Below are 26,025 nucleotides of genomic sequence, written 5' to 3' on the forward strand. Positions count from 1 at the left end.
CGGAACGGAGGTGTTGTTCAATGGAACGAATTCTTCAGGGGCGCACGCTGGACCGCGGCCGTCCCAGCCGACGCCACGTCCTGCGGACCGGCGGCCTGCTGCTCGGAGCCCTCAGCGCTCCGGCGCTCCTGAGCGCGTGCGGCACGACGGCCGCCGCGGACCGGGCCGGCAACGTGCTGCGCGTCTCCCAACCGGGCGACCCGAAGACGCTGGACCCGCAGAAGCAGGGCGACATGGTGTCCATGAACGTCCTGATCAACATGTTCGACACCCTCACCACCCGCGGCCGGGACAACCGGCTGCACCCCAGGCTCGCCCTGTCCTGGAAGGCCACCGACGCGCACACCTGGCGCTTCGCCCTCCGGCCCGGAGTGAGCTTCCACAACGGCGAGGTCTGCGACGCACACGCCGTCGCCTTCAGCATCGAGCGCCTGCTCGACCCCGCGACGAAGTCACCCATCGTCGAACTGCGCTTCGTCAAGGGCGTGACCGTCGTCGACCGGCTCACCGTCGACATCCACACCACCGTGCACGACCCCATCCTGCCCGCCAAGCTCTCCCTGTTCGGCGGCGTGGTGGTACCGCCCCGCCACCTCGCCGACGTGGGCGACGCGGCCTTCGCCGACCACCCCGTCGGCACCGGGCCCTTCACCTTCGAGAGCTGGCGGCGCGACCACGAACTGCGGATGCGCGCGCACGCCGGCCACTGGAACGGACGCCCGCCCGTCGACGCCCTCGTCTTCAGCCCCGCCCCCAACGCCTCGTCCTCGCTGGCCGCCCTGCAGAGCGGCGGCGTCGACCTCGTCGCCGGACTCACCCCCGACGCCGCCCAGCAACTCGACGGCTACGGCGGCGTCACCATCGACGGACACACCGGCATCCGCACCGCCTACCTCTCCCTGAACACCCTGGAACGCGGCCCGCTCCAGGACCGCCGGGTGCGCCAGGCGCTCAACCACGCCATCGACGTGCCACTGCTCATCAAGGCCGTGCTCGGCGGCAAGGCCACCGAGACGCCCGCACTCGTCCCGCGCGGCTCCTTCGGCTTCGACCCCACCGTCAAGCCCTTCACCCGCTCCGTCGACACCGCGCGGCGGCTGCTCGCCGAGGCCGGTCACCCGCACGGCTTCTCCACCACCCTCACCGCCTCCAACGTCGACGCCAACGTCGCCGAGGCCCTGTCCGGGCTCCTCGCCAGGGCCGGGGTGGACGCCCGCGTCGACCTGCTCGACCCCGGCACCTACTCCGCCCGCCTCACCTCCGACAACCGCGGCGCGCTCGGCCCGATCTACCTCGCGGCCAGCACCGTGTGGACCATGGACGGCGCGAGCATCGTCCAGTCCAATGTGCGCAGCGACCGCCGCCAGAGCCGCTGGCACTCCGCGGAGGCCGACCGCCTCATCGACGCCGAGGAACTCTCGGAGGACCCCGCGCAGCGCGAAGCGGCCTTCTCCGACCTGCAACGGCTGATGCGCCGGGAAGCTCCCTTCGTCTTCCTCTACCAGATCGACAACATCTACGCCCGCAACGCCCGGCCCCGCTGGACGCCGGGAGCCGCGGGCGTCCTCGCCATGGAGAGCGCGGAGGTGTCCCGATGAGCGCCCTCACCCTCGACGAGCCACCCGCCCCGGCGGATGCCGCCACCCGCCGGACGGACCGGGCGGGGCTGCTCCTCGGCGTGGTCAAACGCCTGGCCATCGCCCTGTTCGTGCTGCTGTGCACGGCGACCGTCGCCTTCTTCCTCGTCCGCCTGTCCGGCGACCCCGTGAAGATCCTGCTGCCGCCGGACGCCACGGCCGAACAGGAGCGGGTGCTGCGCCACTCCCTGGGCCTGGACCAGTCCCTGTTCGCGCAGTACCTGGACTACCTCCGGGGACTGCTGCACCTCGACTTCGGCGACTCCCTCGTCTACGGGCAGCCGGTGAGCGAGATACTCGCCGACCGGCTGCCGGCCACAGTCGAACTGGCCGCCGCCGCACTCGCGTTGACCCTAGTCGTCGCGATCCCGGCGGGCATCGTCGCCGCCGTGCGCCGCGGCCGCGGCACCGACCACACCGTGATGACCGGCGTCCTGCTCGGCCAGTCCACCCCGCCGTTCTGGGTCGGCATCCTGCTCATCCTCGTCTTCGCCGTCTGGCTGCGCCTCCTGCCCGCCTCCGGCTACGGCACCCTCGCCAACCTGGTCCTGCCCGCCGTCACCCTCGCCGTGTACTCCGTCGCCGTCGTCGCCCGCCTGCTGCGCTCCTCGCTGATCGACGTCCTGTCCTCCGACCACATTCGCAGCGCCCGCGCCAAGGGCTTCGGGCCGCTGCAAGTGGTGCTCAGGCACGGACTGCGCAACGCCTCGCTGCCGGTGGTGACCGTCGTCGGCCTGGAGGTCGGCAACCTGCTCGGCGGGGCGATCCTCACCGAACGCGTCTTCTCCTGGCCCGGAGTGGGACAGCTGACCGTCGAGGCCATCTCCAACCGCGACTTCCCGCTCGTCCAGGCCACCGTCCTGTTCTTCGCCGCCACCTTCGTCGTGGTGAACCTGCTCGTCGACCTCTCCTACAGCTTCCTCGACCCGAGGGTGAGGACGTCACGATGACCGTCATGTCCCCGGCCGCGACCGGCGCGGCCCCGCAGCGCAAGCCGTCCGGCGGCTCCGGCTCCGCCGTCCTGCGCGGGCTGCTGCGCAACAGGCTCGCCGTAGTGGCCCTCGCCGTACTCGTCACTCTGCTCGCCGCCGCCCTGTTCGCGCCCCTGATCGCCCCCTACGACCCCAACACGCAGAACCTCCTGCTGCGGCTGCGGCCCCCCGCCTGGCAGCACGGCGGCAGCGGTGCGCACCTCCTCGGCACCGACCAGCTCGGCCGCGACATGCTCTCGCGCGTCGTCTACGGCGCCCGGGTCTCCCTGCTGGTCGGCGCCGGCGCCGCGCTGCTCGCCGGCGTCATCGGCACCGTCGTGGGCCTCGTCTCCGGATACTTCGGAGGCTGGGCCGACCGCACCCTCATGCGGCTCGCCGACGTCCAGCTCGCCTTCCCCTCGCTGCTGCTGGCCCTCGCCGTCGTCGGCTTCCTCGGCTCCGGCCTGTGGGTCGTCATCGTGGTGCTCGGCTTCACCGGCTGGGTCTCCTACGCCCGTGTCGTGCGCTCCGAGGTGATGTCGCTGCGCACCCGGGACTTCGTCACCGAGGCCCGCGCGATCGGCGTCACCGACGTCACCATCATGCGCCGCCACCTGCTGCCCAACGTGATGGCACCGCTGGCCACCATCGGCACCCTGCACGTCGCCGCCGCCATCGTCGCCGAGGCCTCGCTCAGCTACCTCGGCCTGGGCGTCCCCAAGGAGACGGTCACCTGGGGCGGCATGCTCTCCGACGGCCAGCTCTACCTGGGCACCTCCTGGTGGGTCGCCGTCTTCCCCGGCATCGCGCTGATGCTGACCTCCCTCGCCATCAACATCACCGGCGACGCCCTGCGGGACGTCGCGGACCCGAAGGCCTACCGCCGATGAGCAACGACCGACCCGTACCCGACCCCGAGCGGACGGCCGCAGACGCCTCCCGGCCGCCGGCGGACCGGCGGCCGCTCCTGGAGATCGACCGCCTCAGCGTCGACTTCCGCCTGGAGACCTCCGTCGTCCACGCCGTCCAGGACGTCTCCTTCCACGTCCACGCCGGGGAGACCCTGGCCGTCGTGGGGGAGTCCGGCAGCGGCAAGAGCGCCACCGCCCTGTCCGTCCTGCGTCTCAACCCGAGCCCACCGTGCGTCTACGCGGGCGGCGAGATCCGCTTCGACGGGCGCGACCTGCTGCGCCTGTCCGAGAAGGAACTCGGCCGGGTCCGGGGCCACGACATCGCCATGGTCTTCCAGGACCCGATGACCTGCCTCGACCCGCTCCAGCGCGTCGGCGCCCAGGTGGCCGAGGTCCTCAGGCACCACACCGGCATGTCCCGCGCCGAGGCGAAACAGGCCGCGCTGGCGGCACTGGACGAGGTCGGCATCCCCGATCCCGCCCTGCGCTACCGCCAGTACCCGCACGAGCTCTCCGGCGGCCTGCGCCAACGCGTGATGATCGCGACGGCGCTGGTGGCCCGGCCCCGCGTTCTCGTCGCCGACGAACCGACCACCGCCCTGGACGTCACCGTGCAGCGCCAGATCCTCGACCTCCTCGTCACCCTCCAGCACAAGCACGACATGGCCGTCGTCCTGATCACCCACGACCTCGCGGTCGTCGCGGAGACCGCCGACCGCGTCGTGGTCATGAACAAGGGAAAGGTCGTCGAGACCGGCGACGTCCTCGACGTGTTCGACCGCCCGGCCCACGACTACACCCGCAAACTGCTGGCAGCCACCCCCCGACTGGAGGCGGCATGAGCACCGGCGTCACCGACACCACCGCCCCCGCGCCACTCCTGGAACTGAGCGGTCTGCGCAAGGAGTTCGGCGGCCGGCGCGCGAACGTCGCCGTCGACGACGTGTCGCTCGACGTCCACGAGGGCGAGACCCTGGCCCTGGTCGGCGAGTCCGGCTGCGGCAAGACCACCCTCACCCGGCTGCTCCTCGGCCTCCTCGAACCCACCGCCGGCCGCGTGCGCTTCGACGGGCAGGACCTCGCCGCCCTCACCGCGTCCGAACTGCGCGGCGTACGACGGCAGATGCAGGTCGTCCTCCAGGACCCCTACTCCAGCATGAACCCCCGTATGCGCATCACCGACATCGTCGCCGAACCCCTGGTGACCCACGAACCCGACGCACGCGGACGGCGGGCCCGGGCGCGCACCCGGGAGCGGGTCGGGGAACTCCTCGAAGCCGTCGGCCTGGACGCAGGCATCCAGGACCGCTATCCGCACGAGTTCTCCGGCGGTCAGCGCCAACGCGTCTCCATCGCCCGGGCCCTGGCGCTCCGCCCCCGGCTGCTGGTGCTCGACGAACCGACCAGCGCCCTGGACGTCTCGGTGCAGGCGACCGTCCTCGACCTCCTGGCCGACCTCCAGCGACGGCTGCGTCTCACCTACGTCTTCGTCTCGCACAACCTCGCCGTCGTGGCCCAGGTGGCCGACCGCGTCGCGGTGATGAGCCGGGGGAGCCTGGTCGAGGTCGGCGAGGCGACGGCGGTGCTGCGCGCCCCGCGGCACCCCTACACACGGCAGCTGCTCGACGCGGTACCGGTCCTCGACCCGCGCAGGGGACGACGGGCCGCGGAACGCGCGTCCCTCCCGGCACCGGAAGTGAACCGATGACGCGCCGCACGCTACAGGTGGGACAGCACCAGACCCGCACCGCCGAGCAGCGCCACGTCGTCGGCCGCGGCCGACGCGACCAGCACCTGCGGCTGTTCGGCACCCGCGAAGGCGACCGCGTCCCGCAGCCGCTCCTCCACCACGGTGCGCAGGCGCTCACCGCCCTCCCGCGCCTCGCCGTGCAGGATGAACAGTCCGGGCGCGAACAGCTGCTGCACGTTCACCAGTCCCAGGGCGAGGTTGTGCGCGTACTCCTCCACCACCCGCCCGGCGAGTTCGTCGCCGCGCTCGACCAGCGCGGCCAGCGACAGTGCACCACCGAGCCCCGCGGCGCGCGCTCTCGCCCGCAGCCAGCCGGTCGTGGCCAGGGTCTTCCAGCAGCCCCGGCTCCCGCACGTGCAGCGCTCACCGCTGGCCGACACCGTCATGTGCGCGCCGCTGCGCCCGCCGGGCGGCGCCATCACCTCGCCGTCGTACAGGACGCCCACCCCGAGCACCTCGCCGGTGGAGACCGAGGCGAAGGTGCGCCGCCCCCGGCCCGCGCCGAACCAGCGGTCCCCGAGCACCTGGAGCCGCGCCCGGTGCTCCAGACGCACCCCGGTCCCGGTGAGGGCGCCGAGCCGCTCGGTCACCGGATAGCCGTGCAGCGCCGGTACGTCGTTGACCTCCAGGATCAGTCCCGCCGAGGGGTCCACGAGCCCCGCGGCGGCCACCCCGATCCCCTGGACCTCGTGGGCGGCGAAGACACCGGCCACCCGGGCCAGCGCCCGGTCGATGTCCGCGGGAGCGGCCGAGGCCGCGTCGTACGACGCCTCGGTGCGGTCCAGCACCTGACCCCCCATGGACAGCACGGCCGCCCCGACCCGGCCGGGCACCAGCTCGACGGCCCCCAGCCGCCGCGGTGCCGCGGGAGCGGCCGGGTGCTCCCCGGCATCCGGGACCAGTCGCAACGGAGAACTTTTACGGACCATGCGCCGACTCTGCCATGGCCCTCTTTCGGAGAGGTAGCACCGTGAGCCAATCGAGACTGACCGAACTCACCTGGCGCGAAGTGCGCCGGGCCGGTGAGCGGGGCATCGCCCTGCTGCCCATCGGCTCGCAGGAGCAGCACGCCGGGCACCTTCCGATGGGCACCGACACGCTCCTGGTCGAGGAGGTCGTGGACCGGGCGCTGCACCTGCTCGAGGGGGACACCGCCGCGCCCCAGGTGGTCCGCCTGCCCACCCTGCCGTACGGGCACAGCCCGCACCACCTGTTCGCGGCGGCCGTCTCGCTCTCCGCGGCGACCCTGGGCGCCGTACTGGACGACGTCCTCGACTCGCTCGTGACCAGCGGTCACCGGCGCATCATGGTCGTCAACGGCCACGGCGGCAACGACGAGATCATGCGGCTCGCCGTGAAACGCCTCGCGCTGCGCGCCGAGGTCACGGTCGCCGCCTGCTCGTACTGGACGCTCAGCGACGGCGGGGACGGCGACGGGACGGAACGGCCGGAGGTCACCCCGGGCCACGCCGGATGGTTCGAGACGTCGCTGATGCTGGCCGCCCACCCCGCACTGGTGCGCACGCCCGTGCCCGCCCGCACTCCCGTCGAACCGCCCCCGCTGTTCGACGACCCGCCCCACCCCGGTCTGACCGTCGAGCGCCACGGCGAGTGGGAGCGGGTCGACGGAGCCACCGACGACGCGTCCGGCGCGGACGCCGGACGGGGCGGCCGGCTCCTGGACGACCGGGCGCGCGGACTGGCCCGCGCGATCTCGGCCTTCGACGCCGCGAGCCGGTGACCCCCATGACGCGAGGAGCAGAAATGAAGATCACCGAAGTCGACGTGTGGGTCGTCAACCTCCCACTCGTCAATCCCTTCACCAGTTCCTTCGAGACCAAGACGGGGGAGACCCGTACCGTCGTGCGCGTGCGCACCGACGCGGGCGTCGAGGGCTGGGGCGAGACGATGTGGGGCGCCCCGGTCGCGGCGATCGTCCGCCGGATGGCTCCGGACCTGATCGGGACCAGCCCGTTCGCGCTGGAGGGCTTCCACCGCAAGCAGCACATGGTGCCCTTCTTCCACGGCTACCTGGGCTACGCGGCGATCGCCGCCGTCGACGTCGCCTGCTGGGACGCGATGGGCAAGGCCACCGGCCAGTCCGTCACCGACCTGCTGGGCGGCGCCGTGCGCGACGAGGTCCCGATCACCGCCCTGATCACCCGCGCCGACGCTCCCGGCGCCACACCGGCGGACCTGCCCGGCGCCATGGCGGAGCACGCCGTGCGCGTCGTCGACGAGGGCGGCTTCGACGCCGTCAAGCTCAAGGGCACCCGGGACTGCGCGGGCGACGTCGCCGTGCTGCGCGCGGTCCGCGAGGCGCTGCCCGAGGTGAACCTGCGCGTCGACCCCAACGCGGCCTGGTCCGTCCCCGACTCGGTCCGGGCCGGCATCGCGCTGGAGGAACTGGACCTGGAGTACCTGGAGGACCCCTGCGCCGGCATCGAGGGCATGTCCCAGGTGAAGGCGAAGGTACGCATCCCGCTGTGCACCAACATGTGCGTCGTCCGCTTCGAGGACTTCGCCCCCGCCATGCGGCTGAACGCGGTCGACGTCATCCACGGTGACGTCTACAAGTGGGGCGGCATCGCCGCGACCAAGGCCCTCGCCGCCCACTGCGAGACCTTCGGCCTGGGCATGAACCTGCACAGCGGCGGCGAACTCGGCATCGCCACGGCCGCCCACCTGGCCGTCGTGTCGAGCACACCCGTCCTGTCGCGGGCCATCGACAGCATGTACTACCTGCACGCGGACGACATCATCGAGCCGCTGCACCTGGAGAACGGCCGCCTGCGGGTGCCGTCGGGACCGGGCCTGGGGGTGAGCGTGGACGAGGACAAGCTCCGCCACTACGCCAGCGTCAACGAACGGGACGGTGACCTGACCGGATGAGCGAGCCCACCGGCAAGCGAGCCGTGCACACGCCCGGGGCTCCCCGCCCCGCAGGTGCCTACTCCCAGGGGGTGGAGGCGGGCGGGTTCCTGTTCACGGCCGGTTTCGGCCCCCAGGACCCGGTCACCGGCGCCGTACCGGACGGTGTCGGAGCGCAGACCGCCCAGGTGCTGCGCAACGTCGGCGCGGTCCTCGCGGAGCGGGGCATGTTGATGCGGGACGTCGTGAAGGTCACGGCGCACCTGCACCACCTGGAGCGGGACTTCGCCGCCTACGACGAGGCCTACCGCGCCTTCTTCGACGAACCCTTCCCGGTGCGCACCACGGTCGGGTCCGACCTGATGCGCATCCTCGTGGAGATCGACGTGGTGGCCCTCCTGCCGGACCCCGGCCTGCCCGGGTGACCCCGCCGTGCCCGCCGGCCCGGCCCCGTACGGGCCGGCGGGCGCCGCGGTCGTACGCTGAACAACACCGAACGAGTCGTGTGGGAGTGGAACGTCATGCCTCTGCTGGAGCCCGAGCCGGAATCCCTGCGCCCCGGCACGACCCGGGCCGCCTCCGCCGACCGGGTGCCCGACGACGGGGCCGCGGGCACGCCCGAGGCGCTGCGCGCCGCGCTCACCGGGCTGCTGGGCCCCGGCAAGGTGCTCTGGAAGATCTCCGACCTGGTGAAGTACGCCTCCGACGCCAGCCCCTACCGCTTCGTGCCGCAGGCCGTCGTACTCGCCGAGGACATCGACGACGTCCGCGCGGTGCTTGCCTACGCACGCGGCCACGGCCGCCAGGTCGTCTTCCGCGCCGCCGGCACCAGCCTCAACGGCCAGGCCCAGGGCGAGGACATCCTCGTAGACGTCCGCCGCCACTTCACCGGCATCGAGGTCCTGGACGACGGTGCCCGGGCCCGGGTCCGCCCCGGCACCACGGTGATGCGGGCCAACGCGACCCTCGCCCGGTACGGCAGGATCCTGGGGCCCGACCCGGCCAGCGCCATCGCCTGCACCCTCGGCGGGGTCGTCGCCAACAACGCCTCCGGCATGACGGCCGGCACCACACGCAACTCCTACCGCACGCTCGCCTCGCTGACCTTCGTGCTGCCCAGCGGCACCGTCGTCGACACCGCCGACCCGCAGGCCGACGAGACGCTGGCGCGGGCCGAGCCCGAGCTGTGCGCGGGGCTGCTCGCGCTCAAGGCGGAGATCGAGTCCGACGCGGAACTCGCCGCCCGCATCCGGGCCAAGTACGAGATCAAGAACACCAACGGCTACCGGCTGGACGCCTTCCTGGACGGGGCCACGCCGGTCCAGATCCTGCGCGGACTGATGGTCGGTTCCGAGGGCACCTTCGGATTCCTCGCCGACCTCGTCTTCGACACCCTTCCCCTCGACCGCAGGGTCACCAGCGGTCTGCTCTTCTTCCCCTCGCTGACCGCCGCCGCGGCCGCCGTCCCCCTGTTCAACGAGGCCGGGGCCCAGGCCGTCGAGCTGATGGACGGCAACACGCTGCGTGCCTCGGTGAGCGTGCGGGGCGTGCCGGCCGACTGGGCGGGTCTGCCGCGGGAGACGGCGGCGCTGCTGGTGGAGTTCAGGGCACCCGACGAGGCGGCACAGGCGACCTTCGAGCAAGCCGCGGCGGCCGTCGCCGACCGGCTGGAACTGGTCGCGCCGGTCGCGTCGGTGACCAACGCGTTCACCCGGGACACCAAGGCGATCTCCGGCTACTGGAAGGCCCGCAAGGCCTTCGTCACGGCGGTCGGCGGCTCCCGGCCGGCGGGCACCACCCTGATCACGGAGGACTTCGCGGTGCCGCCCTCCCGGCTGGCCGACGCCTGCGAAGCCCTGCTCGCGCTCCAGGCCGAGCACGGCTTCGACGCCGCGGTCGCCGGCCACGCCGCCCACGGCAACCTGCACTTCCTGCTCGCCTTCGACGCGTCGAAGCCCTCCGACGTCGACCGGTACGCCGCGTTCATGGACGACTTCTGCCGGATGACCGTGGAACGCTTCGACGGATCGCTGAAGGCGGAGCACGCCACCGGACGCAACATCGCGCCGTTCCTGGAGCTGGAATGGGGCCCCAGGGCCACCGAGCTGATGTGGCGCGTCAAAGAGGTCATCGACCCCGGCGGCGTACTGGCACCCAGGGTCGTCCTCGACCGCGACCCCGGGGCCCACCTGCGCGGACTGAAGACGATCCCCGGGATCGAGCCGGTCGCCGACCCCTGCATCGAGTGCGGTTTCTGCGAACCCACCTGCCCGAGCCACGACCTGACGACCACCCCGCGCCAGCGCATCGTGCTGCGCAGGGAGATGCTGCGCCAGCCGGCCGGTTCGCCCGTGGAGGAACAACTCCTCGCCTCCTACGGCTACGACGCCGTCGACACCTGCGCGGGCGACTCCACCTGCGCGATCGCCTGTCCGGTCGGCATCGACACCGGCGCCATGATGAAGGACTTCCGTCACCGGAGGCACTCGCCCCGCGAGGAACGGGTCGCCGCACTCACCGCGCGGCGCTTCAGGACCGTGGAGGCGTCGGCACGGCTCGCGGTCGCCGCGGCGGACAGGATCAGCGACCGGCTGCTGACCGCCGCGACCGGCCTCGCCCGCAAGGCCGTACGACCCGACCTGGTGCCGGAGTGGCTGCCCGAGATCCCGGGCGCCGCCGCCCGCACCGCGCCGCCCACCACCCGGACCGGAGCGAGCGCCGTCTACTACCCCGCCTGCGTCAACCGGATCTTCGCCGGTCCCGAGGGCGAGGGCACCCCGTCGCTCCAGCGGGCCCTGGTCGACGTATCGGCCCGCGCCGGCCGGCCCGTCTGGATCCCCGACGACGTCGCGGGCACCTGCTGCTCGACGATCTGGCACTCCAAGGGCTACGAGGACGGCAACACCGTGATGGCCAACCGGATCGTCGAGGCCGCCTGGGCCTGGACCGACGGCGGACGGCTCCCCCTCGTCGTCGACGCCTCGTCCTGCACACTCGGCATCCGGCACGAGGTCGTCCCCTACCTCAGTCACGCCAACCGGGAACTGCACGAGCGGCTCGAAGTGATCGACTCCGTCGTGTGGGCCGCCGAGGAACTCCTGCCCCGGCTGACGATCCGCCGCACGACCGGCTCGGCGGTGCTGCACCCGACGTGCTCGATGCAGCACCTGGGCGACGTGGACCAACTGCGCGCGGTCGCCGCCGCGGTCGCCGACGAGGTCGTCGTTCCGGACGACGCCGGTTGCTGCGCCTTCGCCGGCGACCGCGGCATGCTGCACAAGGAGCTGACGGCCTCGGCGACGGCGAAGGAGGCCGCCGAGGTGACCTCGCGCCCGTACGACGCCCACCTGTCCGCCAACCGCATGTGCGAGATCGGCATGGACCGCGCCACCGGCCGTACGTACTACTCCGTCATCGTCGAGCTGGACCGGGCCACCCGCCCCTGACCCGTGTCACCCCCGCTGGGTGAGGGTTTGGGGGTAGTCGGTGATGATGCCGTCGACGCCGAGGGCGGTCATGGTGCGGATGGCGCCGGGTTCGTCGACGGTCCAGACGTTGATGTCCATGCCGAGTTGGTGGACGCGGTCGACGAGGGTCTGGTCGGTGACGGTGTGCTGGGGGTTGATCTGGTCGGCCCATTGGCTGAGTTCGAGGAGTTCGGTGTCGGTGGGGCGGTCGGCGTCGAGGATGCCGATGGGGATGTCGGGCTGGGCGGTGTGGAAGGTGTGGGCGTCGTCGGTCTGGAAGGACTGGACGGCGAGTCGGTGGTGGGCGAGGGCTTTGCGGAGGTAGTCGGGTTTGTTGTGGAGGGTGGTGGCGAGGTCGGTGGCGATGGTGGTGCCGTATTGGCTGCAGGGGCTGATTTCGGCGAGGAGTCCGGTGGGGGTGTGCTGGAGGTGGTTGATGACGGTGTCGAGGGTGATGATGCGTTGGCCGGTGTAGCGGGGGTGGAACCAGGTTCCGGCGTCGAGGCGGCGTAGTTCGTTCCAGGTGAAGTCGGAGACGCGGTAGCGGGGGCGGTCGGGGTAGAGGTCTTCGATGTCGGTGGTGCGTTCCATGGTGCAGTCGTGGAAGTTGACGAGTTTGCCGTCCTTGGTGCGTTGGACGTCGATTTCGACGTGGTCGGCGCGTTGGCGGACGGCGAGGTCGATGGCGGCGGCGGTGTTCTCGGGTGCCATGCCGGAGGAGCCGCGGTGGGCGATGACCTCGGGGCCGGTCGCGGCGTGCGCACCGGTCGACGACAACGCCAGCACCACACCGCCCAGCACCGCCACGGCCAGCCCGGCCGCCCTGCCGCTCGCGCGCCTCACCGCGCCGTCCCGGACGCGGCCGGCACCGGGGGCGCCGCGGCGGGCAGGGCGTCGAGCACCGCCGCCGCCATGGTCACCGGGTCGCCCGAAGGCGCGACGGGACCGGGATCGTGCCGCTCGTTCCAGGCGTTCTCCAGCCCGAACCAGTCGATGGCGGCCGGTGGCCGGCCGGTGACCAGCGCGGTGTCGAGGGAGTCCAGGAACTTCGTCCAGCGCACCGCGTAGAAGCCGGAGACCAGCCCGGACCACTCCCGGTTGGCGTAGTCCCGCAAACCGCCCGTGTCACTGCCGGAACGGTGGCCCCAGGTGGTGAGGATGGACCGGGCGTCGAACTCGGCGGCGGCCTTCTCCGCCGCGGTGCGTCCCCAGGACCTGGCGTCCGCGAGCCAGGGGCCGAGGAGGAAACGGGTGTCGGTGGCCAGCAGCCGGTCCAGCAGCGTCATGTCACTCTTCCATTCCGCGGCCCCCGCACGGAAGCGCGGCAGGTCACCGGTGTCGTAGGCGGCCTTGATCTCCGGCAGCAGGGAGCGGCTGCGGTTGGCCAGCGCCTGGCGGGCGAGGTCGACCAGGTCGAAGCGGTAGGCGTCCGTCGTACGCAGCTCCGGCGCGACCTGGAGCAGCTCGGCCAGTGCCTCGCGCACCGCGGCCGGGTCGTAGCGCATCGCGCCGGGGCTCCAGCTGGCCGCCGAGGTGGCCGTCAGCCGGGGCCGGGCGGTGAAGAGGCTGTCCTGCGACTCGCTCCAGGTGCCGGACGGCGTGCTGTAGGGACCCGTGCGCAGCAGCGCCCAGGCCCGGGCCGCGTGCGGGTCGGGCCCGCCGTAGCGGCGTCGCGCGTACGCGCTGAACCACGCCGCCTGGTCCACGGGGCCCGTACGCCAGGCCAGTTCGGTGAACAGCTCGTAGGCGACGGGATTGCCGCCGGTGCCCTCCGGCAGGTACGCGATGCCCGACAGGGCGCTGCCGGGCTTGGTGTGCCACCGTTCGAAGCGCTCGGTCCACACGGCGGTGTTGGCGCCGACGGTGGTGTGACCGCCGAAGTTGGGGATCGTGCCGAACGCGTACGGCGCGCCGTGCCAGGTGGTCTCCCGGTCGAGGCCGTCGTAGCGGTCGGACAGGCCGTCGACGATGAGCAGCCTGCGCTTGTCGACGGCGTCGATGATCTGCGTCGACGGGTTGTTCTGCCAGCCGATGAGGGTCCACACGGCGCCGGGACGCGCGCTCTGGAGCGCGTTCATCACGGCCCGGGCGGCATCCCCGACGGGCACGTTCCCCGGCCGGCCGCCCTCGTGCAGGAGGTCCATCTTGTACATCGCGGAGTCGCCGAACAGCTCACGCTGATGGCGGTAGAACGAGGCGGCGACCCTGGAGAACACGGCCGTGCGGGGGTCCAGCCAGTCGGGCCGCTCGAAGCCGACCCAGGTTCCCTGCGGGACGACCGTGCCACCCGGGTTGCGCTCCGTGAAGCCCGGGGGGACGGTGCCGTAGTAGCCGGGCAGTACGGGTGTCATGCCGAGCTCACGCAGGCGGTTCGCGATCCTGCGGCCGAGCGCCGCCCGGTCCTCGATCAGCCGCTGGGACACGGGGCCGGCGAAGCCGGACATGTTCTGCATCAGCCACCAGGGCTGGTGCGCCGGACCGGGAATCCAGGCTCTGAGTTCCCCGGCCGAGTAGCCGAACTCTTGGAGCGTCGCGTAGTAGACGGCGTCGGCGCCCATCTGGACGAAGACCTCGTTCACGCCGTGCAGGGCGAGGAGATCGATCTGCTCCTCGTACGAGGCCCAGTCACGGTAGGCGCCGGAGTAGCCGTCGTCGGTGTCGTTGAGGGCGAACCGGTGCGGCACCGAGGCCTGTCGGCGTACCGGTCCGTCGGGCGCGGGCAGGGTGCGCGGCAGCTTCGCCGTGCTGCGGCCGGGCCACCCGACATCCACCCTTGCCGAGTACTTGAGGTACCAGTTGACTCCGCTGAGGAGCACGGCGGGGCTGGTCCCGGTGACCCGGACACGGCCGGCCCGGCCGGAGACGCCGAACCAGTCGCCGGAGGCGGGGCGGCCCACCGGGACCAGCGTGAACTGCGAGGCGTGCCGCGGCAGCAGCCGGGCGAGCGCCGCCCGGGCGGAGTGCGTGGAGAACGCCGGCCCGTCGGGCGGGGCCGCCGCCGCGGGGGTGAGTGCGGTGGTGAGAAGGGCGAGGGCGACGGCTGCGCAGAGGGCAGCCCAGGGTCTGAGGCTTCTCACGGTCACCTCTGGGGAGTTGTCGAGGGGGTGTTGGTGAATATGGGGGCGGGCGGGCAACCAGTCAAGGGAGCCCCGCCGTGCGCAGGTGGGTCTTCGGCCACCGCCGGCCGCCGGCCGGCGCGGCGGACGCCGACACGTCCGTACGGTGCGTGAAGGCATGGCCAAGCCGTCACGGAAGGTAGCGCCGGTGTCTCAGACTGGGCGTCATGGAGTTCTTCTGCTATCACCGCGACCGCGCCGGCTCCCTCGCGCTGCGTGACCAGCTGCTGGAGGCGCACTGGTCCTACATGGACGGGTTCGCGGCGGAGATGATCGCGCGCGGGCCCACCCTCACCGCTGACCGCGAGGCCCCCACGGGCAGCGTGCACGTACTCGACCTGCCCGGTCCCGCCGCCGCCAGGACGTTCGCCTTCGAGGAGCCCGGATACCGGGCGGGGGTGTACCGCGATGTGATGCTGCGCCGGTGGCGCAACACCCTGGGGCGCACCATGTGGGACTTCCCCGGCGGCCGGACCGGTGACGACCGGTTCCTGGTACTCGGACTGGGCGCCGGCGAGGCCGTCGACCTGGAGGTGCCGCCCGGCCGGGACGAGGTGATCGCGTACGGTCCTCTGCTGTCCGACGACGGCGGCACCTGGCTGGGTACGGCCGCACTGGTGCGGGCACCGGGCCCGGACGCGGCGCGGGCCCTGCTGACCGTGGACCGCTATGCGGAGGTCGAGGTCCACCCGTGGCGGTTCGGCGGGCGCCCCTCCTGATCCGGCCGGGGAGGCCCCGCAGCGGCCTGTGAGCAGGGGGCGAACGGCCGGGCGACCGCGAGGGAGACCGGCAGGCCGGGCGACCGGACAAGGGACCCGCCGGTGTGCGCCGAGGACGCCTCCCGCACGTCGGCCGGGACGGCTCCGCCGTGCGGGTTCGGCCATTCGGGTCCATGCTGGAACCCGGGCCACGAAGCCCACAGACCGACCCGCCGGGAGGTCCTGTGATCCTGCTCGCGCTGCTCATACCGGTCGTGATGATGGCCTTCCTCTTCGCCGCGGACGCGCTCGAGGACCTGATCTTTCCGCCTCCGGCGGCCCCGGACGAAGAGGCTCCCGGTACCGACGTCGCCCGCACGACCACGCCCTGAGACGAGGCCGGCGTGCCGGGAGCAGGGCCGGCACGCGTCGCCCGGTCACCGGCCCCGTGGGGCAGCGGACCGGGCGACGCGCGGTGAGGCGGCGCCGGGGAGCGGCGCCGCCGTCGGTCGTCAGCCGCCGCTCGTGCTCACCTTCACCTCGTCGACCACCAGCTGCTGCGGGAAGGCGGTCGAACCGTCGGGGTCGCCCGGCCAGTAGCCGCCGACCGCGAGATTGAGGATGAGGAAGAACGGCTTGTCGAAGACCCACTCGTTGCCGTTGAGGTCGGCCGGCGTACGGGTCTGGTACGCCGTGCCGTCCACCGACCAGGTGATCTTGTCCGGCGCCCAGTCCACCGCGAAGGTGTGGAACGCGTCGGCGAACGCCTCGCCGTTCGGCAGCGTGTAGCCCGCGCCGATGCCGCCCGAGCCGGAGTAGCCGGGGCCGTGGATGGTGCCGTGGACCGTCGACGGCTCGAACCCGACGTTCTCCATGACGTCGATCTCGCCCGAGTTCGGCCAGCCGACCTGGCCGATGTCCTGGCCCAGCATCCAGAACGCGGGCCAGATGCCCTGTCCGCGCGGGATCTTCATGCGGGCCTCGACGTGCCCGTAGGTCGCGGTGAACTTGCCGGAGGTGTTGAGGCGCGCCGAGGTGTACTCGCACGTGCCGTACCAGCACTGGTAGTTGCCCGGGTTCTCGCGGCGGGCCTCGATCACCAGGTGGCCCTGGCCGTCGAGCTTCGCGTTGTCTGTGCCCGAGGTGTAGTACTGCCGCTCGTGGTTGTCGACGTTGTCACCGGTCTCGAGCTGCCACTTGGCGGAGTCGACGCCGGATCCGGCAGGTCCGTCGAAGGTGTCCGAGAACGTCACCGCCGCGGCGGACGCCGGCCGGTGTTCCGCCTGGGCGGGGGTCACCGCGGCGGCCGCGACGAGGGTGGCGGACAGGGTGGCGAGCAGACAGCCGCGAAGCAGTCCTGGGGAGGTCATGTCTCTCCCTTTCATGGGCCCGCTCCCACGGTGGGGGAGCGGGCGCCGAGGTGGGGGGAAGGGGGGTGGGGGTACGGCGCGGGTGGGGCCGGCCGGGGTCAGTCGAAGGACTCGAGCGTGATCGCCGCGTTCTCGGGGTCGCCGTCGTGCACCAGCGACTCGTGGTTGCCGACGTCGTCGAAGGCGAAGGCGTACGCCTGACCGTCCCGCATCTGCGCGTGGATCAGACGGGCGTAGTGGTTGGTGACGTCGTCCTGGTAGAAACCGGAGGCGTCGGCGTCCGGCTGCTCGGGGTTGCCGAGCAGCGTGGAGCGGTTGTACGCGGCACACAGGGTCCGCGAAATGGGGCCGCGCACCTGGTCGTTGGGGGCGTCGAGCTTGTTGTAGCAGCCGAAGACCGAGTCGGAGTCGGGTTTCTCGAACGAGGTCACCACCGCGCCGCTGCCGTCGGTGAAGTCCATCCTGTCGCCGTTGACCCGGCCGAAGAACTTCGTGTCCGGCTGCTCCTTGAACGGCGTCACCGTGAGCGTCTCGCCGGCGTACTTGGACCAGACCCGGTCGATGTAGTCGTCCATCACGCCGGTGGGCAGGTCGCCGGAGCCGACGCCGTGCCCGGGTGCCAGGACGCGCAGGGGAGAGCCGTCGGCGCGGGTCTGCACCAGTCCTTCCCAGCCGCCGCCCTGCTGCACGAGACCGTCGGCGACCGCCTTGTACCCGCCGGGCTTGAGCGACCCCGTCTGCTTCGTCGAACCGTCGCCCGCGGTCAGGCCGACGGAGTAGGGCGCCGAGAACATGTCCACCTGCGTGGAGTTGATCCACAGGCCGGAGTCGTTCAGCGTGTACTCGGTCCAGTTGAACAGCGTGTCGTGGTTGGGGTCGGCGGCGTTCTGCACCGCGGGCTGGACGAGGCCGCCCTCGGCGAGCCGGAAGTCGAGCTTCTCGCCGTACGAGAAGTAGACCCGCCCCGAGAACTTCGGAAGCTGAACGGTCTTTGACCCGCCGTTTGCGGGGCCGGTGAACGAGGCGTCGGGTGCCGGGACCGGCGGGGCGCCCCCGGCGGGCCAGGCGTGGAAGGCGCCGCTCTCGTCGGCGTAACCCTGCCGGCCCGAGGCGAGTTCGGTGCCGATCACGTACACGTAGACCTGTTCGCCGCTGCCCGAGTCGTTCTTCAGGGTGAGCGGGATGGTGTCCGGTACCGCCGAAGCCGGTTCGGCCGGCCCGACGACGACGGCGACGGCGCCGATCGACGCCGCGACGGCCAGGGACGCCGTCAGCTTGCGTGGGGAAAGCACACGGTCCTCCTTGGTGTGGGGGACTTGCAGCGTTGTAGTCCTTCCCCGTGCATGTCAACTAGTTGAACGAGATCAATCGGAAGAGGTCCCTCCAGGTTCGGAAGGTGAAGAAGGGGGAAAACGGCGCCTGCCGACTGCCGTGCGTGCGGGGGGCGTTGCGGTGGGTTCATTGACATGTCCGCCGCTACTTACGATCCTGGACCCGTTGCCTACTTCCATCGATGTACACCACGGCCCGTGGAAGCGGAGGGACATGCCGCGCCTGTCTGCAAGCCCACCGACCAGGACCGGGAAGCGCCTGCGCCGCGTGCGCGGTGCCGTCGCCGCCCTGCTGTCCGGCGTTCTCGTCGCCCTCCTGCTCGTGGTGTCCTCGGCCGGGTCGGCGCAGGCGGACCGGACCGGCCTGCGGGCCGCCGACCCGAGCGTGATCCGGGTCGGATCCACCTACGTCTCGGTGCAGTCCACCGGGGGCGGCATCGCCGTGCGCCAGGCCGCGTCCACGGCCGCGCTGGCGGCGGCGCCCGCCCGGCAGGTCTGGTCGGACACCCGTGGCCGCGGCGAGGTGTGGGCCCCCGAGATCGTGCGGGACGGCGGTCGCTACTACATCTACTTCTCGGCCGGCCGCGGAGCTGCCCACCGGATGTACGTGATCAGCTCCACCGCCGCGGACAGCGGATACACCGCCGAGACGAAACTGGCGCTGCCGGACGACAAGTGGGCCATCGACGGCACCCTGTTCACCTTTCAGGGACAGCGCTGGTTCGTCTGGTCGGGCTGGGCCGGTGACACCAACGTCGAACAGAACCTCTACCTCGCGCGGATGAACAGCCCGACGGCGCCGACCGGCGCGCGGTACGTCATCTCGCAGCCGCGGGAGAGCTGGGAGCGGGTGGTCGGCGACCCGTTCGTCAACGAGGGTCCGGAGCCGGTCAAGGATCCGGACGGCCGGCTGCACATCGCCTACTCGGCCAACGGCAGTTGGAGCGACCGGTACTGTCTGGCCGACCTGAGGCTGCGGGCCGGCGGGGATCCGACGTACGTGTGGGACTGGTACAAGTCCAACGGCTGCCTGTTCGGGTCCCACCGCGAGACGATGATGTCCGGCTGGGACCCCACCCTGCACGTCGACGGTCCCGGCCACCACAGCTTCGTCCTGCTCGACGGGGACATCGCCACGAGTCCGCCCGCCGGCCCGAGGTTCCCGCTGATGTTCCACGCCGTCGCCAAGGGGACGCCGTACGCGTGGGAGAACCGGTACTGGTACACCGGCACCTTCTGCTGGTGGGGCGGGACCACCTACAGCCGTGCCGACGTCCCGGGTCCCACCAGCGACACCGGCTGGAGCCTGAAGTACTTCGAGTAGCGCCAGGCCGGCGGCGACGCCGGGGAGCCGACGGACGCGGGCCCGTACCGCACAAACGTCCACGTCGCCGGGCTGCCCCCGGTCGGTACCTCGGCCCGCGCGGCGGTGGTGCCATCGACCAGACTGTCCGCCATGGACCACTTCCTCTCGCCCCCGGCCCGCGCCGCATCGGCCGTGACCGCTGCCGTCCTGGCGGCCTGTTGCCTCACCGCGTGCTCCGGGGACGGGGAGGAGGCGCCGGCGGTCATCCGCGTCAACCAGGTCGGATACGCGGCCGGCGAGCAGAAGTACGCCTACGTCATGGGAGACCGGGACGCCTTGGCCGACGCCGGGTTCGAGGTCCTGGACGAGCACGGCGACACGGCAGGGCACGGCAGCCTCGGCCCCTCCCTCGGCGGCTGGAACGGCAGGTACACCGCCGTGCGGCGTGTCGACCTCTCCTCGCTGCACCGCACCGGCACCTACCGGTTGCGCCTGACCGGTGCGGACGGCGGCCCCGAGGTCCGTTTCCGGGTGGCGCCGGCCCGGCAGTTGCTGGATCCGCTGCGCGCGGACACCGTCCGCTTCTTCGGCACCCAGCGGGACGGCGAGGACGTCCTGACCGCCGCGACCGGGCGGGAGCCCTCGCACCTGACCGACCGGCGGGCCCGCGTCTACGAGCCGCCGCCGGCCGGTGCGACGGCCGGTCCGGCGACGTCCGGACCCGAGCTGACGGAGGTGGGCGGTCCCGTGGACGTCTCGGGCGGGTGGTTCGACGCGGGCGATTTCCTGAAGTTCACGCACACGGCGTCCTACGTGGTCGCCCAGATGCTGAGTGCCGTGCGCGACACACCGCCGGTGCCCGGGCTGCGGGAGGAGGCACGGCACGGGCTGAGCTGGCTGGACAGGATGTGGGACGGGGAGACGGGCACCCTCTACGCCCAGGTGGGACTCGGCTCCGGCGGCAAGGAGGTCCGCGGCGACCACGACGTGTGGCGGCTGCCGGAGGAGGACGACCGGCTCACCGTGCGGCCGGGGGACCCGGACTACCTGCTCAAGTACCGGCCCGTCTTCCGGGCCGGCGAGCCCGGCGAGCCCATCAGCCCCAACCTCGCGGGCCGGGTGAGCGCGGCCTTCGCCCTCGCCGCGCAGACCGAGGCGGAGGACGACCCGGCGCGGGCCCGCGCGTGGCTGGACAAGGCGGCCGCGGTCTACGCCCGGGCGGACACCGAGCCGGACGGGGGAGACCTGGTCACCACCGTGCCCGCGGACTACTACCAGGAGCACACCTGGCGCGACGACCTGGAGTGGGCGGCCGTCGAACTCGCCCGCGGCGCGGACGCCCTGGGCGACGCGCGCTCGGCACGGTGGAGCGGCGAGGCGGCCACCTGGGCCCGCGCGGCCCTGCGGGAGGAACACGGCGGCCCCCTGGGCCCCGCCGACGTCAGCGCCCTCGCACACGCCGACGTGCTCACCGCGGCGGACCCCGACGCGGGCCTCGCCACCGCCCTCCGGGCGGAACTGAGGCGGCAGGTGGAGACGGGGAGGAAACGCGCGGCCGCGGACCCCTTCCGGTCGGGCGTCATACCCGGTGACTTCGACGCGGTGCCGAACACCTTCGGCCTGCTCGCGACCGCCGAGCTGTACGCCCGCGTCACCGGGGACCACCGCTACGACGAGTTCGCCGCGCAGCAACGGGCCTGGGTCTTCGGGGCCAACGCCTGGGGCACCAGCTTCGTCGTGGGCGCGGGCGACCTCTACCCGCACTGCCTCCAGCACCAGGTCGCCAACCTGGCCATGAGCCGCACCGGCCGCGGCGACATCCTGCGCGGCGCCGTCGTCAACGGCCCCAACGACGCGGCGCTGCTGAAGGAACCGGACACCTTCGACGGGGCCCGCGCCTGTTCCCACGCTCCGGACGGCACGGCGTGGGCGGACCTCGACGGCCGCGGCGCCGGCTACGTCGACGACGTCCGGGCCTGGCAGACGGTGGAGCCGGCCGACGACTTCACCTCGACGGCCCTGTACGCGCTCTCGCTCGCCGTCGGGCGGCCCTGACGCGGAGGGCGGGTGCCGCGGAGGCCGGGCGGGCCCCGTGGCGGGTCAGGACGTGGTCGGCCAGGTCCGCAGCAGCACGTCCAGCGCGTCGAGGATCTCCGTCCAGCTCTCCTGGGAATCGGGGGCGCTGTGGCTGAACCCGCCGGCGGCCTCCAGATTGACGTAACCGCTGAAGACACTGCCCAACAGCCGTACGGCATGGGTCTGGTGCGGTTCCGCCAGGTGGTACCCGCGCAGAATGGCCCGCGACATCTGGGCGTGCCGGACTCCGGCGCTGGAGGCAGCCGCCTGCGGGTCCAGGGGGAACTGGGTGGCGGCGAAGCGGCCGGGGTGTTCGCGGGCGTAGTCGCGGTAGACGTTCGCGAACGCGGTCAGCGCGTCCTTGCCGGCCCGGCCGGCCACCGCCTCGGACGCCCGGTCGGCCAGCTCCTCCAGGGCGAGCAGCGCGATCCCGGTCTTGAGGTCGTGGGCGTTCCTGACGTGTGAGTAGAGGCTCGCCGTCCTGACGCCGAAGCGCCGGGCCAGCTCCGTCGGAGTGGTGCGCTCGAAACCGATCTCGTCGGCCGTCTCGGCCCCGGCCCTGATCAGCCCCTCGGTCGTCAGCCCTACCCGAGCCACACCGTCCTCCACATCGCTCACCTGGCAGCCGCGGATGATTATGAGCTTGCCTAACCCCCTTAGGCAAGCGGTGAAGGAGCTGGTCCGGTGACGGTCGGCCCCGCGCTCGCTCCCGGCGGGGCGGCGCAGCGGTGCCGTTAGCATGTTCGAACTCGCGACGATCCGTACGAGCACCCTTGTCCGTCCGACCCCTAGCAAACGGGCCAAACAGTTGAAAACCCCTCCCGCACGAATACCCCCGGGCAGAGACCGCGGCCTCCTGCTCGCCGCCCGGCCTCGGCCGCGGACCCTGCTGTGGACCGCGGCCGGTGTGGTGACCGCCGGTTTCCTCGTCGCGTTGGAATGCGCCGCACGTCACTACGGCGTGCGGGGCCCGATCACCGAGCAGGCGCGGGAAGTGGTCTTCTCACCCCGCTCGGGACCGCTGCTGTACGCCGGGCTCGCCCTGACGATGGTGGTACTGACCTGGCGGCAGCGCCTGATCGCGGCCGGTGCCGCGATCGGCGTCGACGTCGTCTTCCTGCTGGTGCGCTGGGCGGTCGGCGCCGAGCTGAACTTCGGCAACGGCGCGCTGTGGGTGGTCCTGGGCTGCGGGGTGGTCGCCGTGACCCGCCGCAGGGGCGCCGAGCGCACCCTGCTGCTGAAGGGCGTCGGACTGGGGCTGCTGCTGGTCGCCGGCCACAAGACCGGCGACACCTGGCTGCTCATCACCTCGGAGACCCGCAAGACGGTGCTCGACCCGTACGTGGCCACCGCCGACCAGGCCCTGGGCAACCCCTCGTGGCTGGCCGGCCGGTTCGTCGAGGCCACCGCACCGGTCGGCGGCCACGTGCTCCATCTCGTCTACGGTCAGCTGCCCTTGGCGGCCGCCCTCGTCGGGCTGTACCAGCTGCGTCACGTGGCCGTCGAGCGCCGCTTCCCGAGCCACCACCTCGTGCGCACCTTCCTCGTCATCGGCCTGCTCGGGCCCGCCGTCTACATGATCTTCCCGGTGGTCGGACCGGTCTTCGCCTACGGCGCCGAAGGCGGCCAGTGGGCGGTGGCCAACCTGTGGCCGGGCACACCACCACCGGTGGGCGCACCGCACGCCGTCCCGTTCGACGACATCACGCCGCGCAACTGCATGCCCAGCCTGCACACCGCATGGGCCACCACGCTGTTCGTCCACTCCCGCAAGGGATCGCGGGCCGTGCGGTTCGCGGGCGCGTTCTGGCTGGTCGCCACCCTCACCGCGACACTCGGCTTCGGTTACCACTACGGCGCCGACCTCGTCGCCGGAGTGGTCTTCGCGCTCACCGTGGAGGCCGCGATGCGCGCGTCCGCGCGGGGCTGGGACCGCGCGGCCGTCCGGCTGGTCGCCCACGGCACGGCGGTCTTCGCCGCGCTGCTGGTGGCTTACCGGTACCTGCCGGCCGAGATGGCCGAGCACCGGTGGGCCGCCGGGCCGCTGCTCGTCCTGGCGATGGCCTCCGTGATCGTCGCCTATCTGCGGACCACCCGGCGGTGGGAGCCGAAGGCCGTGCCGGTGCGGCAGCCGGAACCGCCGCGCCCCGCGGAGCCGCAGCCCGAGCTGGTCTGACGCCCGGGCCGGGGCCCCGGTACGAGACCGGCCCCGGGCCTACTTGAAGTAGTGGCCCTGCTCCAGGTCCTCGACGAGCCCCGGCTGGACGGGCTCCCACCCCAGCAGCTCGCGGGTCAGGATGCTGGACGCCGCACGGTTGGCCGCGAAGGGGCCTGCCATCCAGCCGAAGTGGGCGTCCGCCTCCGAGACCGGGACCGACACCGCCGGCAGGCCGAGCTGCCGGCCGATCACCTCGGCGAGGTCCCGCGCGGGCAGCCCCTCCTCCGCGACCGCGTGCAGGGTCGAGCCCGCGGGGGCCTCCTCCAGCGCCAGCCGGAACAGCCGGGCGGAGTCCAGCCGGTGCGCGGCCGACCAGCGGTTGGTGCCGTCGCCGAGGTAGCCGGCCGCACCCTTCTCGCGGGCGATGGCGATGAGTGCCGGGACGAACCCGTTGTCCCCCTCGCCGTGATTGGTCGGGGCCAGCCGGACCACCGAGGAGCGGACACCGCGGGACGCGAGGGCCAGCGTCAGTTCGGCGGTCACGGCCCGCACGTGCTGGGCGTCGCCCCGGGCGGCCGCGGCCGGGTCAGGGTCGTGACCGTCGCGTTCGGTCGCCACCCGGCCGGCGATTGAGGGGGTCCCGGACGCGATCGTCAGGGGCCGTCCGGACCCCGCGAGCGCCTCGCCTATCACCTCGACGGCCCGCCGGTCGGCCTCCCCGGCCCCCTTGAAATTCCCCGAGAACGCGATGTCGTGCTTGAAGGCCAGGTGTACGACCCCGTCCGCGCCGGCGGCGGCACCCCGCAGCACGTCGAGGTCGTCCAGGGTGCCCCGGACCACGTCGGCCCCGGCCGCGGTGAGCGCGTCGGCCGAGGCGTCCGAGCGGGCGAGTCCGACGACCTGATGACCGGCGCCGATCAGCTCGGGAACGACGGCTGGGCCGATCCAGCCTGAGGCGCCGGTGACGAAAACACGCATGAGATTCCCTCCAGATATGCCCGTACGGGGCGACCGCCGACGACGCCGACGACGCCGACGGGGGGGGGGCCACGAGCGGCGAGCGCGGGACCCCGCGACCATCCATGACAGCCGCTGTCATCGAAGGTAACACGCGATGTCAGTGACTGTCATCGTGAGGGTCTGCGGGCGTCCGGGAGGGAAGGCCGCCCGGGGCAAGGCGCGGAGGCGTCCGTCCCAGGGCGCGGCTGCGGCCGCGCCCCTCCCGTCGTCCCGCGCCGGGAGGGGGCGGTGGCGGTGGCGCGGGTCAGGACGCCACGAAGCGGGCGATCTGCCCCAGTACCACGGTGTCCGCCAGGTAGCCGATGTGGGTCTGGCAGAGCACGTTGTTGTTGGTCGCACCGCTCAGACGGGTGCTGGTGTAGGGGAGGATGATGCCGTCGCACGCCGAGTACCAGGTGGCGTACTCGGTGCTCCCCGGCGTCTCGTCGCCCGAGGTGATCTGGGCGATGAACGACGAGCCCGGATACATCTGGCGGCAGGTCGTGTAGATCAGACACGCGCCGGCGTACGTCGTCCCGTGGTTCGCTCCGGCTATCGACGCGAGGTGGCTGACGCTGGAGTTCCCGCCCAGCACCTTCAGGTAGTACTGGCTGACGAGACCGCCCATCGAGTGGTTGACGATCGCCACCTTGCTCGCGCCGGTCCGCGCCTTGACGTTGTCGACGAACGTGGCGAGGCCCCGGGCGTTGGTGACGTTGTCGCCGTAGGAGTCGTACTCGTAGGCGAAGAGGTCGGAGCTCGACCAGCCGTTGAGCCGGAAGACGCTCATGGCGGTGACCCAGTTGGCCGCGCTGCCGGTGTAGCCGTGGACGAAGACCACCGGCGTGCTGGTGGACAGGGGCTGGGCCGCGGTGCCGGCCGAGGTGGCCGCCGCGGTGCCCGTGGGGGTGAGCGCACCGGCCGCCGGTGCGGAGGAGAAGAGGCCGAACACGACCGCGGCGGCCGCGAGCACGCCGAGAAGCCGGCGTGGGGAACGACGACGCATGGAGCCCTCCAGGAGGGAATCGGGTAGCTGACCCGATCAGAGTCCTGGGGCGGGGCTCCGGAGCCATCGGCAGAATCACCAGCGCCGGAGAAGTGACGGGGAACGGGCGTGCGCCGACCGCCGCACGCCCCGCGTCGCGGGAGCACAGCGTCACGACAGGGCGTCAGGCCCCCGGGGACGGAGCATCACGGCAGGCGTCAGGTCTCGCGTCCACGACACCGGGTTCTCCGCCGCCCGCGTCACCGGCGTCCGGGCAACGAAAAGGCAGGGGGAACACTCTCCTCCTGCCACTATCAACCTATAGCGCATGGGGGGCCTTGCGGCAAGGCCCCCCACCTGGCGCAGAATCAGCGCCCTC

General features: G+C 72.4%; 22 protein-coding genes. 14 read left to right on the top strand and 8 right to left on the bottom strand.

Features of this window, described 5'->3' with window-relative positions; translation table 11 throughout:
• The first annotated feature begins 20 nt into the window (after positions 1–20).
• The 5 genes from ACIBCJ_RS31400 to ACIBCJ_RS31420 are packed head-to-tail and all read left to right on the top strand — an operon-like array spanning position 21 to position 5,227.
• On the top strand, positions 21–1,598 hold the full coding sequence (locus ACIBCJ_RS31400; protein ID WP_365981296.1) for an ABC transporter substrate-binding protein: 1,578 nt from the start codon (positions 21–23) through the stop codon (positions 1,596–1,598).
• Entirely contained in the window at positions 1,595–2,587 is a 993-nt protein-coding gene (locus ACIBCJ_RS31405; RefSeq protein WP_365981294.1) for an ABC transporter permease, read from the top strand. Before ACIBCJ_RS31400 ends, ACIBCJ_RS31405 begins: the two co-directional genes overlap by 4 nt.
• A complete protein-coding gene (locus ACIBCJ_RS31410) occupies positions 2,584–3,498 on the top strand; it encodes an ABC transporter permease (RefSeq protein WP_362512991.1) in 915 nt (304 codons plus the stop codon). The genes ACIBCJ_RS31405 and ACIBCJ_RS31410 overlap by 4 nt, the downstream gene beginning before the upstream one ends.
• A complete protein-coding gene (locus tag ACIBCJ_RS31415; RefSeq protein WP_362107425.1) occupies positions 3,495–4,361 on the top strand; it encodes an ABC transporter ATP-binding protein in 867 nt (288 codons plus the stop codon). Before ACIBCJ_RS31410 ends, ACIBCJ_RS31415 begins: the two co-directional genes overlap by 4 nt.
• Positions 4,358–5,227, top strand: a complete 870-nt coding sequence (locus ACIBCJ_RS31420; protein ID WP_365981293.1) for an ATP-binding cassette domain-containing protein — start codon at positions 4,358–4,360, stop codon at positions 5,225–5,227. Before ACIBCJ_RS31415 ends, ACIBCJ_RS31420 begins: the two co-directional genes overlap by 4 nt.
• An 11-nt stretch (positions 5,228–5,238) precedes the next feature.
• On the opposite strand, the gene ACIBCJ_RS31425 is transcribed toward ACIBCJ_RS31420, so the two are convergent.
• Positions 5,239–6,198: an ROK family protein gene (locus tag ACIBCJ_RS31425; protein ID WP_399283946.1), complete on the bottom strand. Its 960-nt coding sequence runs from the start codon at positions 6,196–6,198 to the stop codon at positions 5,239–5,241.
• A gap of 41 nt (positions 6,199–6,239) precedes the next feature.
• Here ACIBCJ_RS31425 and ACIBCJ_RS31430 point away from each other — a divergent pair, with 41 nt between their 5' ends.
• From ACIBCJ_RS31430 to ACIBCJ_RS31445, 4 genes are all read left to right on the top strand, one after another.
• Positions 6,240–7,010 (top strand): creatininase family protein, encoded by a 771-nt coding sequence (locus tag ACIBCJ_RS31430; RefSeq protein ID WP_365981292.1) that lies wholly within the window; start codon positions 6,240–6,242, stop codon positions 7,008–7,010.
• 23 nt (positions 7,011–7,033) lie between these two features.
• A complete protein-coding gene (locus ACIBCJ_RS31435) occupies positions 7,034–8,161 on the top strand; it encodes an enolase C-terminal domain-like protein (protein WP_365981291.1) in 1,128 nt (375 codons plus the stop codon).
• On the top strand, positions 8,158–8,565 hold the full coding sequence (locus ACIBCJ_RS31440; protein WP_365981290.1) for a Rid family hydrolase: 408 nt from the start codon (positions 8,158–8,160) through the stop codon (positions 8,563–8,565). The genes ACIBCJ_RS31435 and ACIBCJ_RS31440 overlap by 4 nt, the downstream gene beginning before the upstream one ends.
• A gap of 96 nt (positions 8,566–8,661) precedes the next feature.
• Positions 8,662–11,586, top strand: coding sequence for an FAD-binding and (Fe-S)-binding domain-containing protein (locus ACIBCJ_RS31445; RefSeq protein ID WP_365981289.1), 2,925 nt, complete (start codon positions 8,662–8,664; stop codon positions 11,584–11,586).
• A 6-nt stretch (positions 11,587–11,592) separates the two neighbouring features.
• On the opposite strand, the gene ACIBCJ_RS31450 is transcribed toward ACIBCJ_RS31445, so the two are convergent.
• Both ACIBCJ_RS31450 and ACIBCJ_RS31455 read right to left on the bottom strand, forming a co-directional pair.
• The gene (locus ACIBCJ_RS31450; RefSeq protein WP_365981288.1) at positions 11,593–12,450 is read right to left on the bottom strand and encodes a glycerophosphodiester phosphodiesterase family protein; all 858 of its coding nucleotides are present in this window, start codon (positions 12,448–12,450) and stop codon (positions 11,593–11,595) included.
• Complete coding sequence (locus tag ACIBCJ_RS31455) at positions 12,447–14,684, bottom strand: alpha-N-acetylglucosaminidase (protein ID WP_365981287.1); 2,238 nt, start codon at positions 14,682–14,684, stop codon at positions 12,447–12,449. Before ACIBCJ_RS31455 ends, ACIBCJ_RS31450 begins: the two co-directional genes overlap by 4 nt.
• Before the next feature lie 206 nt (positions 14,685–14,890).
• Here ACIBCJ_RS31455 and ACIBCJ_RS31460 point away from each other — a divergent pair, with 206 nt between their 5' ends.
• Together ACIBCJ_RS31460 and ACIBCJ_RS31465 are read left to right on the top strand one after the other, a co-directional pair.
• Positions 14,891–15,442 carry a YciI family protein gene (locus ACIBCJ_RS31460; protein WP_365981286.1) on the top strand — a complete coding sequence of 184 codons (552 nt, stop codon included), beginning with the start codon at positions 14,891–14,893 and terminating at the stop codon, positions 15,440–15,442.
• 224 nt (positions 15,443–15,666) lie between these two features.
• On the top strand, positions 15,667–15,813 hold the full coding sequence (locus tag ACIBCJ_RS31465) for a hypothetical protein (RefSeq protein WP_133889613.1): 147 nt from the start codon (positions 15,667–15,669) through the stop codon (positions 15,811–15,813).
• 120 nt (positions 15,814–15,933) lie between these two features.
• Here ACIBCJ_RS31465 and ACIBCJ_RS31470 read toward each other — a convergent pair whose 3' ends face one another.
• Positions 15,934–16,791 (bottom strand): glycoside hydrolase family 16 protein, encoded by an 858-nt coding sequence (locus tag ACIBCJ_RS31470; RefSeq protein WP_362512303.1) that lies wholly within the window; start codon positions 16,789–16,791, stop codon positions 15,934–15,936.
• A gap of 98 nt (positions 16,792–16,889) precedes the next feature.
• Positions 16,890–18,083, bottom strand: a complete 1,194-nt coding sequence (locus tag ACIBCJ_RS31475) for a glycoside hydrolase family 64 protein (RefSeq protein ID WP_362105944.1) — start codon at positions 18,081–18,083, stop codon at positions 16,890–16,892.
• Positions 18,084–18,336: 253 nt separating this feature from the next.
• Here ACIBCJ_RS31475 and ACIBCJ_RS31480 point away from each other — a divergent pair, with 253 nt between their 5' ends.
• Positions 18,337–19,446, top strand: coding sequence for a glycoside hydrolase family 43 protein (locus tag ACIBCJ_RS31480; protein WP_362105941.1), 1,110 nt, complete (start codon positions 18,337–18,339; stop codon positions 19,444–19,446).
• Between the two features lie 132 nt (positions 19,447–19,578).
• Positions 19,579–21,483 carry a glycoside hydrolase family 9 protein gene (locus ACIBCJ_RS31485; protein WP_365981285.1) on the top strand — a complete coding sequence of 635 codons (1,905 nt, stop codon included), beginning with the start codon at positions 19,579–19,581 and terminating at the stop codon, positions 21,481–21,483.
• A gap of 45 nt (positions 21,484–21,528) precedes the next feature.
• Here the strand turns inward: ACIBCJ_RS31485 and ACIBCJ_RS31490 are convergent, their stop codons facing one another.
• A complete protein-coding gene (locus ACIBCJ_RS31490) occupies positions 21,529–22,101 on the bottom strand; it encodes a WHG domain-containing protein (RefSeq protein ID WP_362512295.1) in 573 nt (190 codons plus the stop codon).
• Positions 22,102–22,390: 289 nt separating this feature from the next.
• Between ACIBCJ_RS31490 and ACIBCJ_RS31495 the strand changes: the two genes are divergently transcribed.
• Entirely contained in the window at positions 22,391–23,680 is a 1,290-nt protein-coding gene (locus tag ACIBCJ_RS31495; protein WP_362105963.1) for a phosphatase PAP2 family protein, read from the top strand.
• A gap of 39 nt (positions 23,681–23,719) precedes the next feature.
• Here the strand turns inward: ACIBCJ_RS31495 and ACIBCJ_RS31500 are convergent, their stop codons facing one another.
• Both ACIBCJ_RS31500 and ACIBCJ_RS31505 read right to left on the bottom strand, forming a co-directional pair.
• Positions 23,720–24,640, bottom strand: coding sequence for an SDR family oxidoreductase (locus ACIBCJ_RS31500; RefSeq protein WP_365981284.1), 921 nt, complete (start codon positions 24,638–24,640; stop codon positions 23,720–23,722).
• Positions 24,641–24,926: 286 nt separating this feature from the next.
• Positions 24,927–25,667 (bottom strand): alpha/beta fold hydrolase, encoded by a 741-nt coding sequence (locus tag ACIBCJ_RS31505; protein WP_362105928.1) that lies wholly within the window; start codon positions 25,665–25,667, stop codon positions 24,927–24,929.
• Between the last annotated feature and the right edge of the window lie 358 nt (positions 25,668–26,025).

The organism is Streptomyces sp. NPDC051136 (assembly GCF_044455745.1).
Taxonomy (GTDB): Bacteria; Actinomycetota; Actinomycetes; order Streptomycetales; family Streptomycetaceae; genus Streptomyces.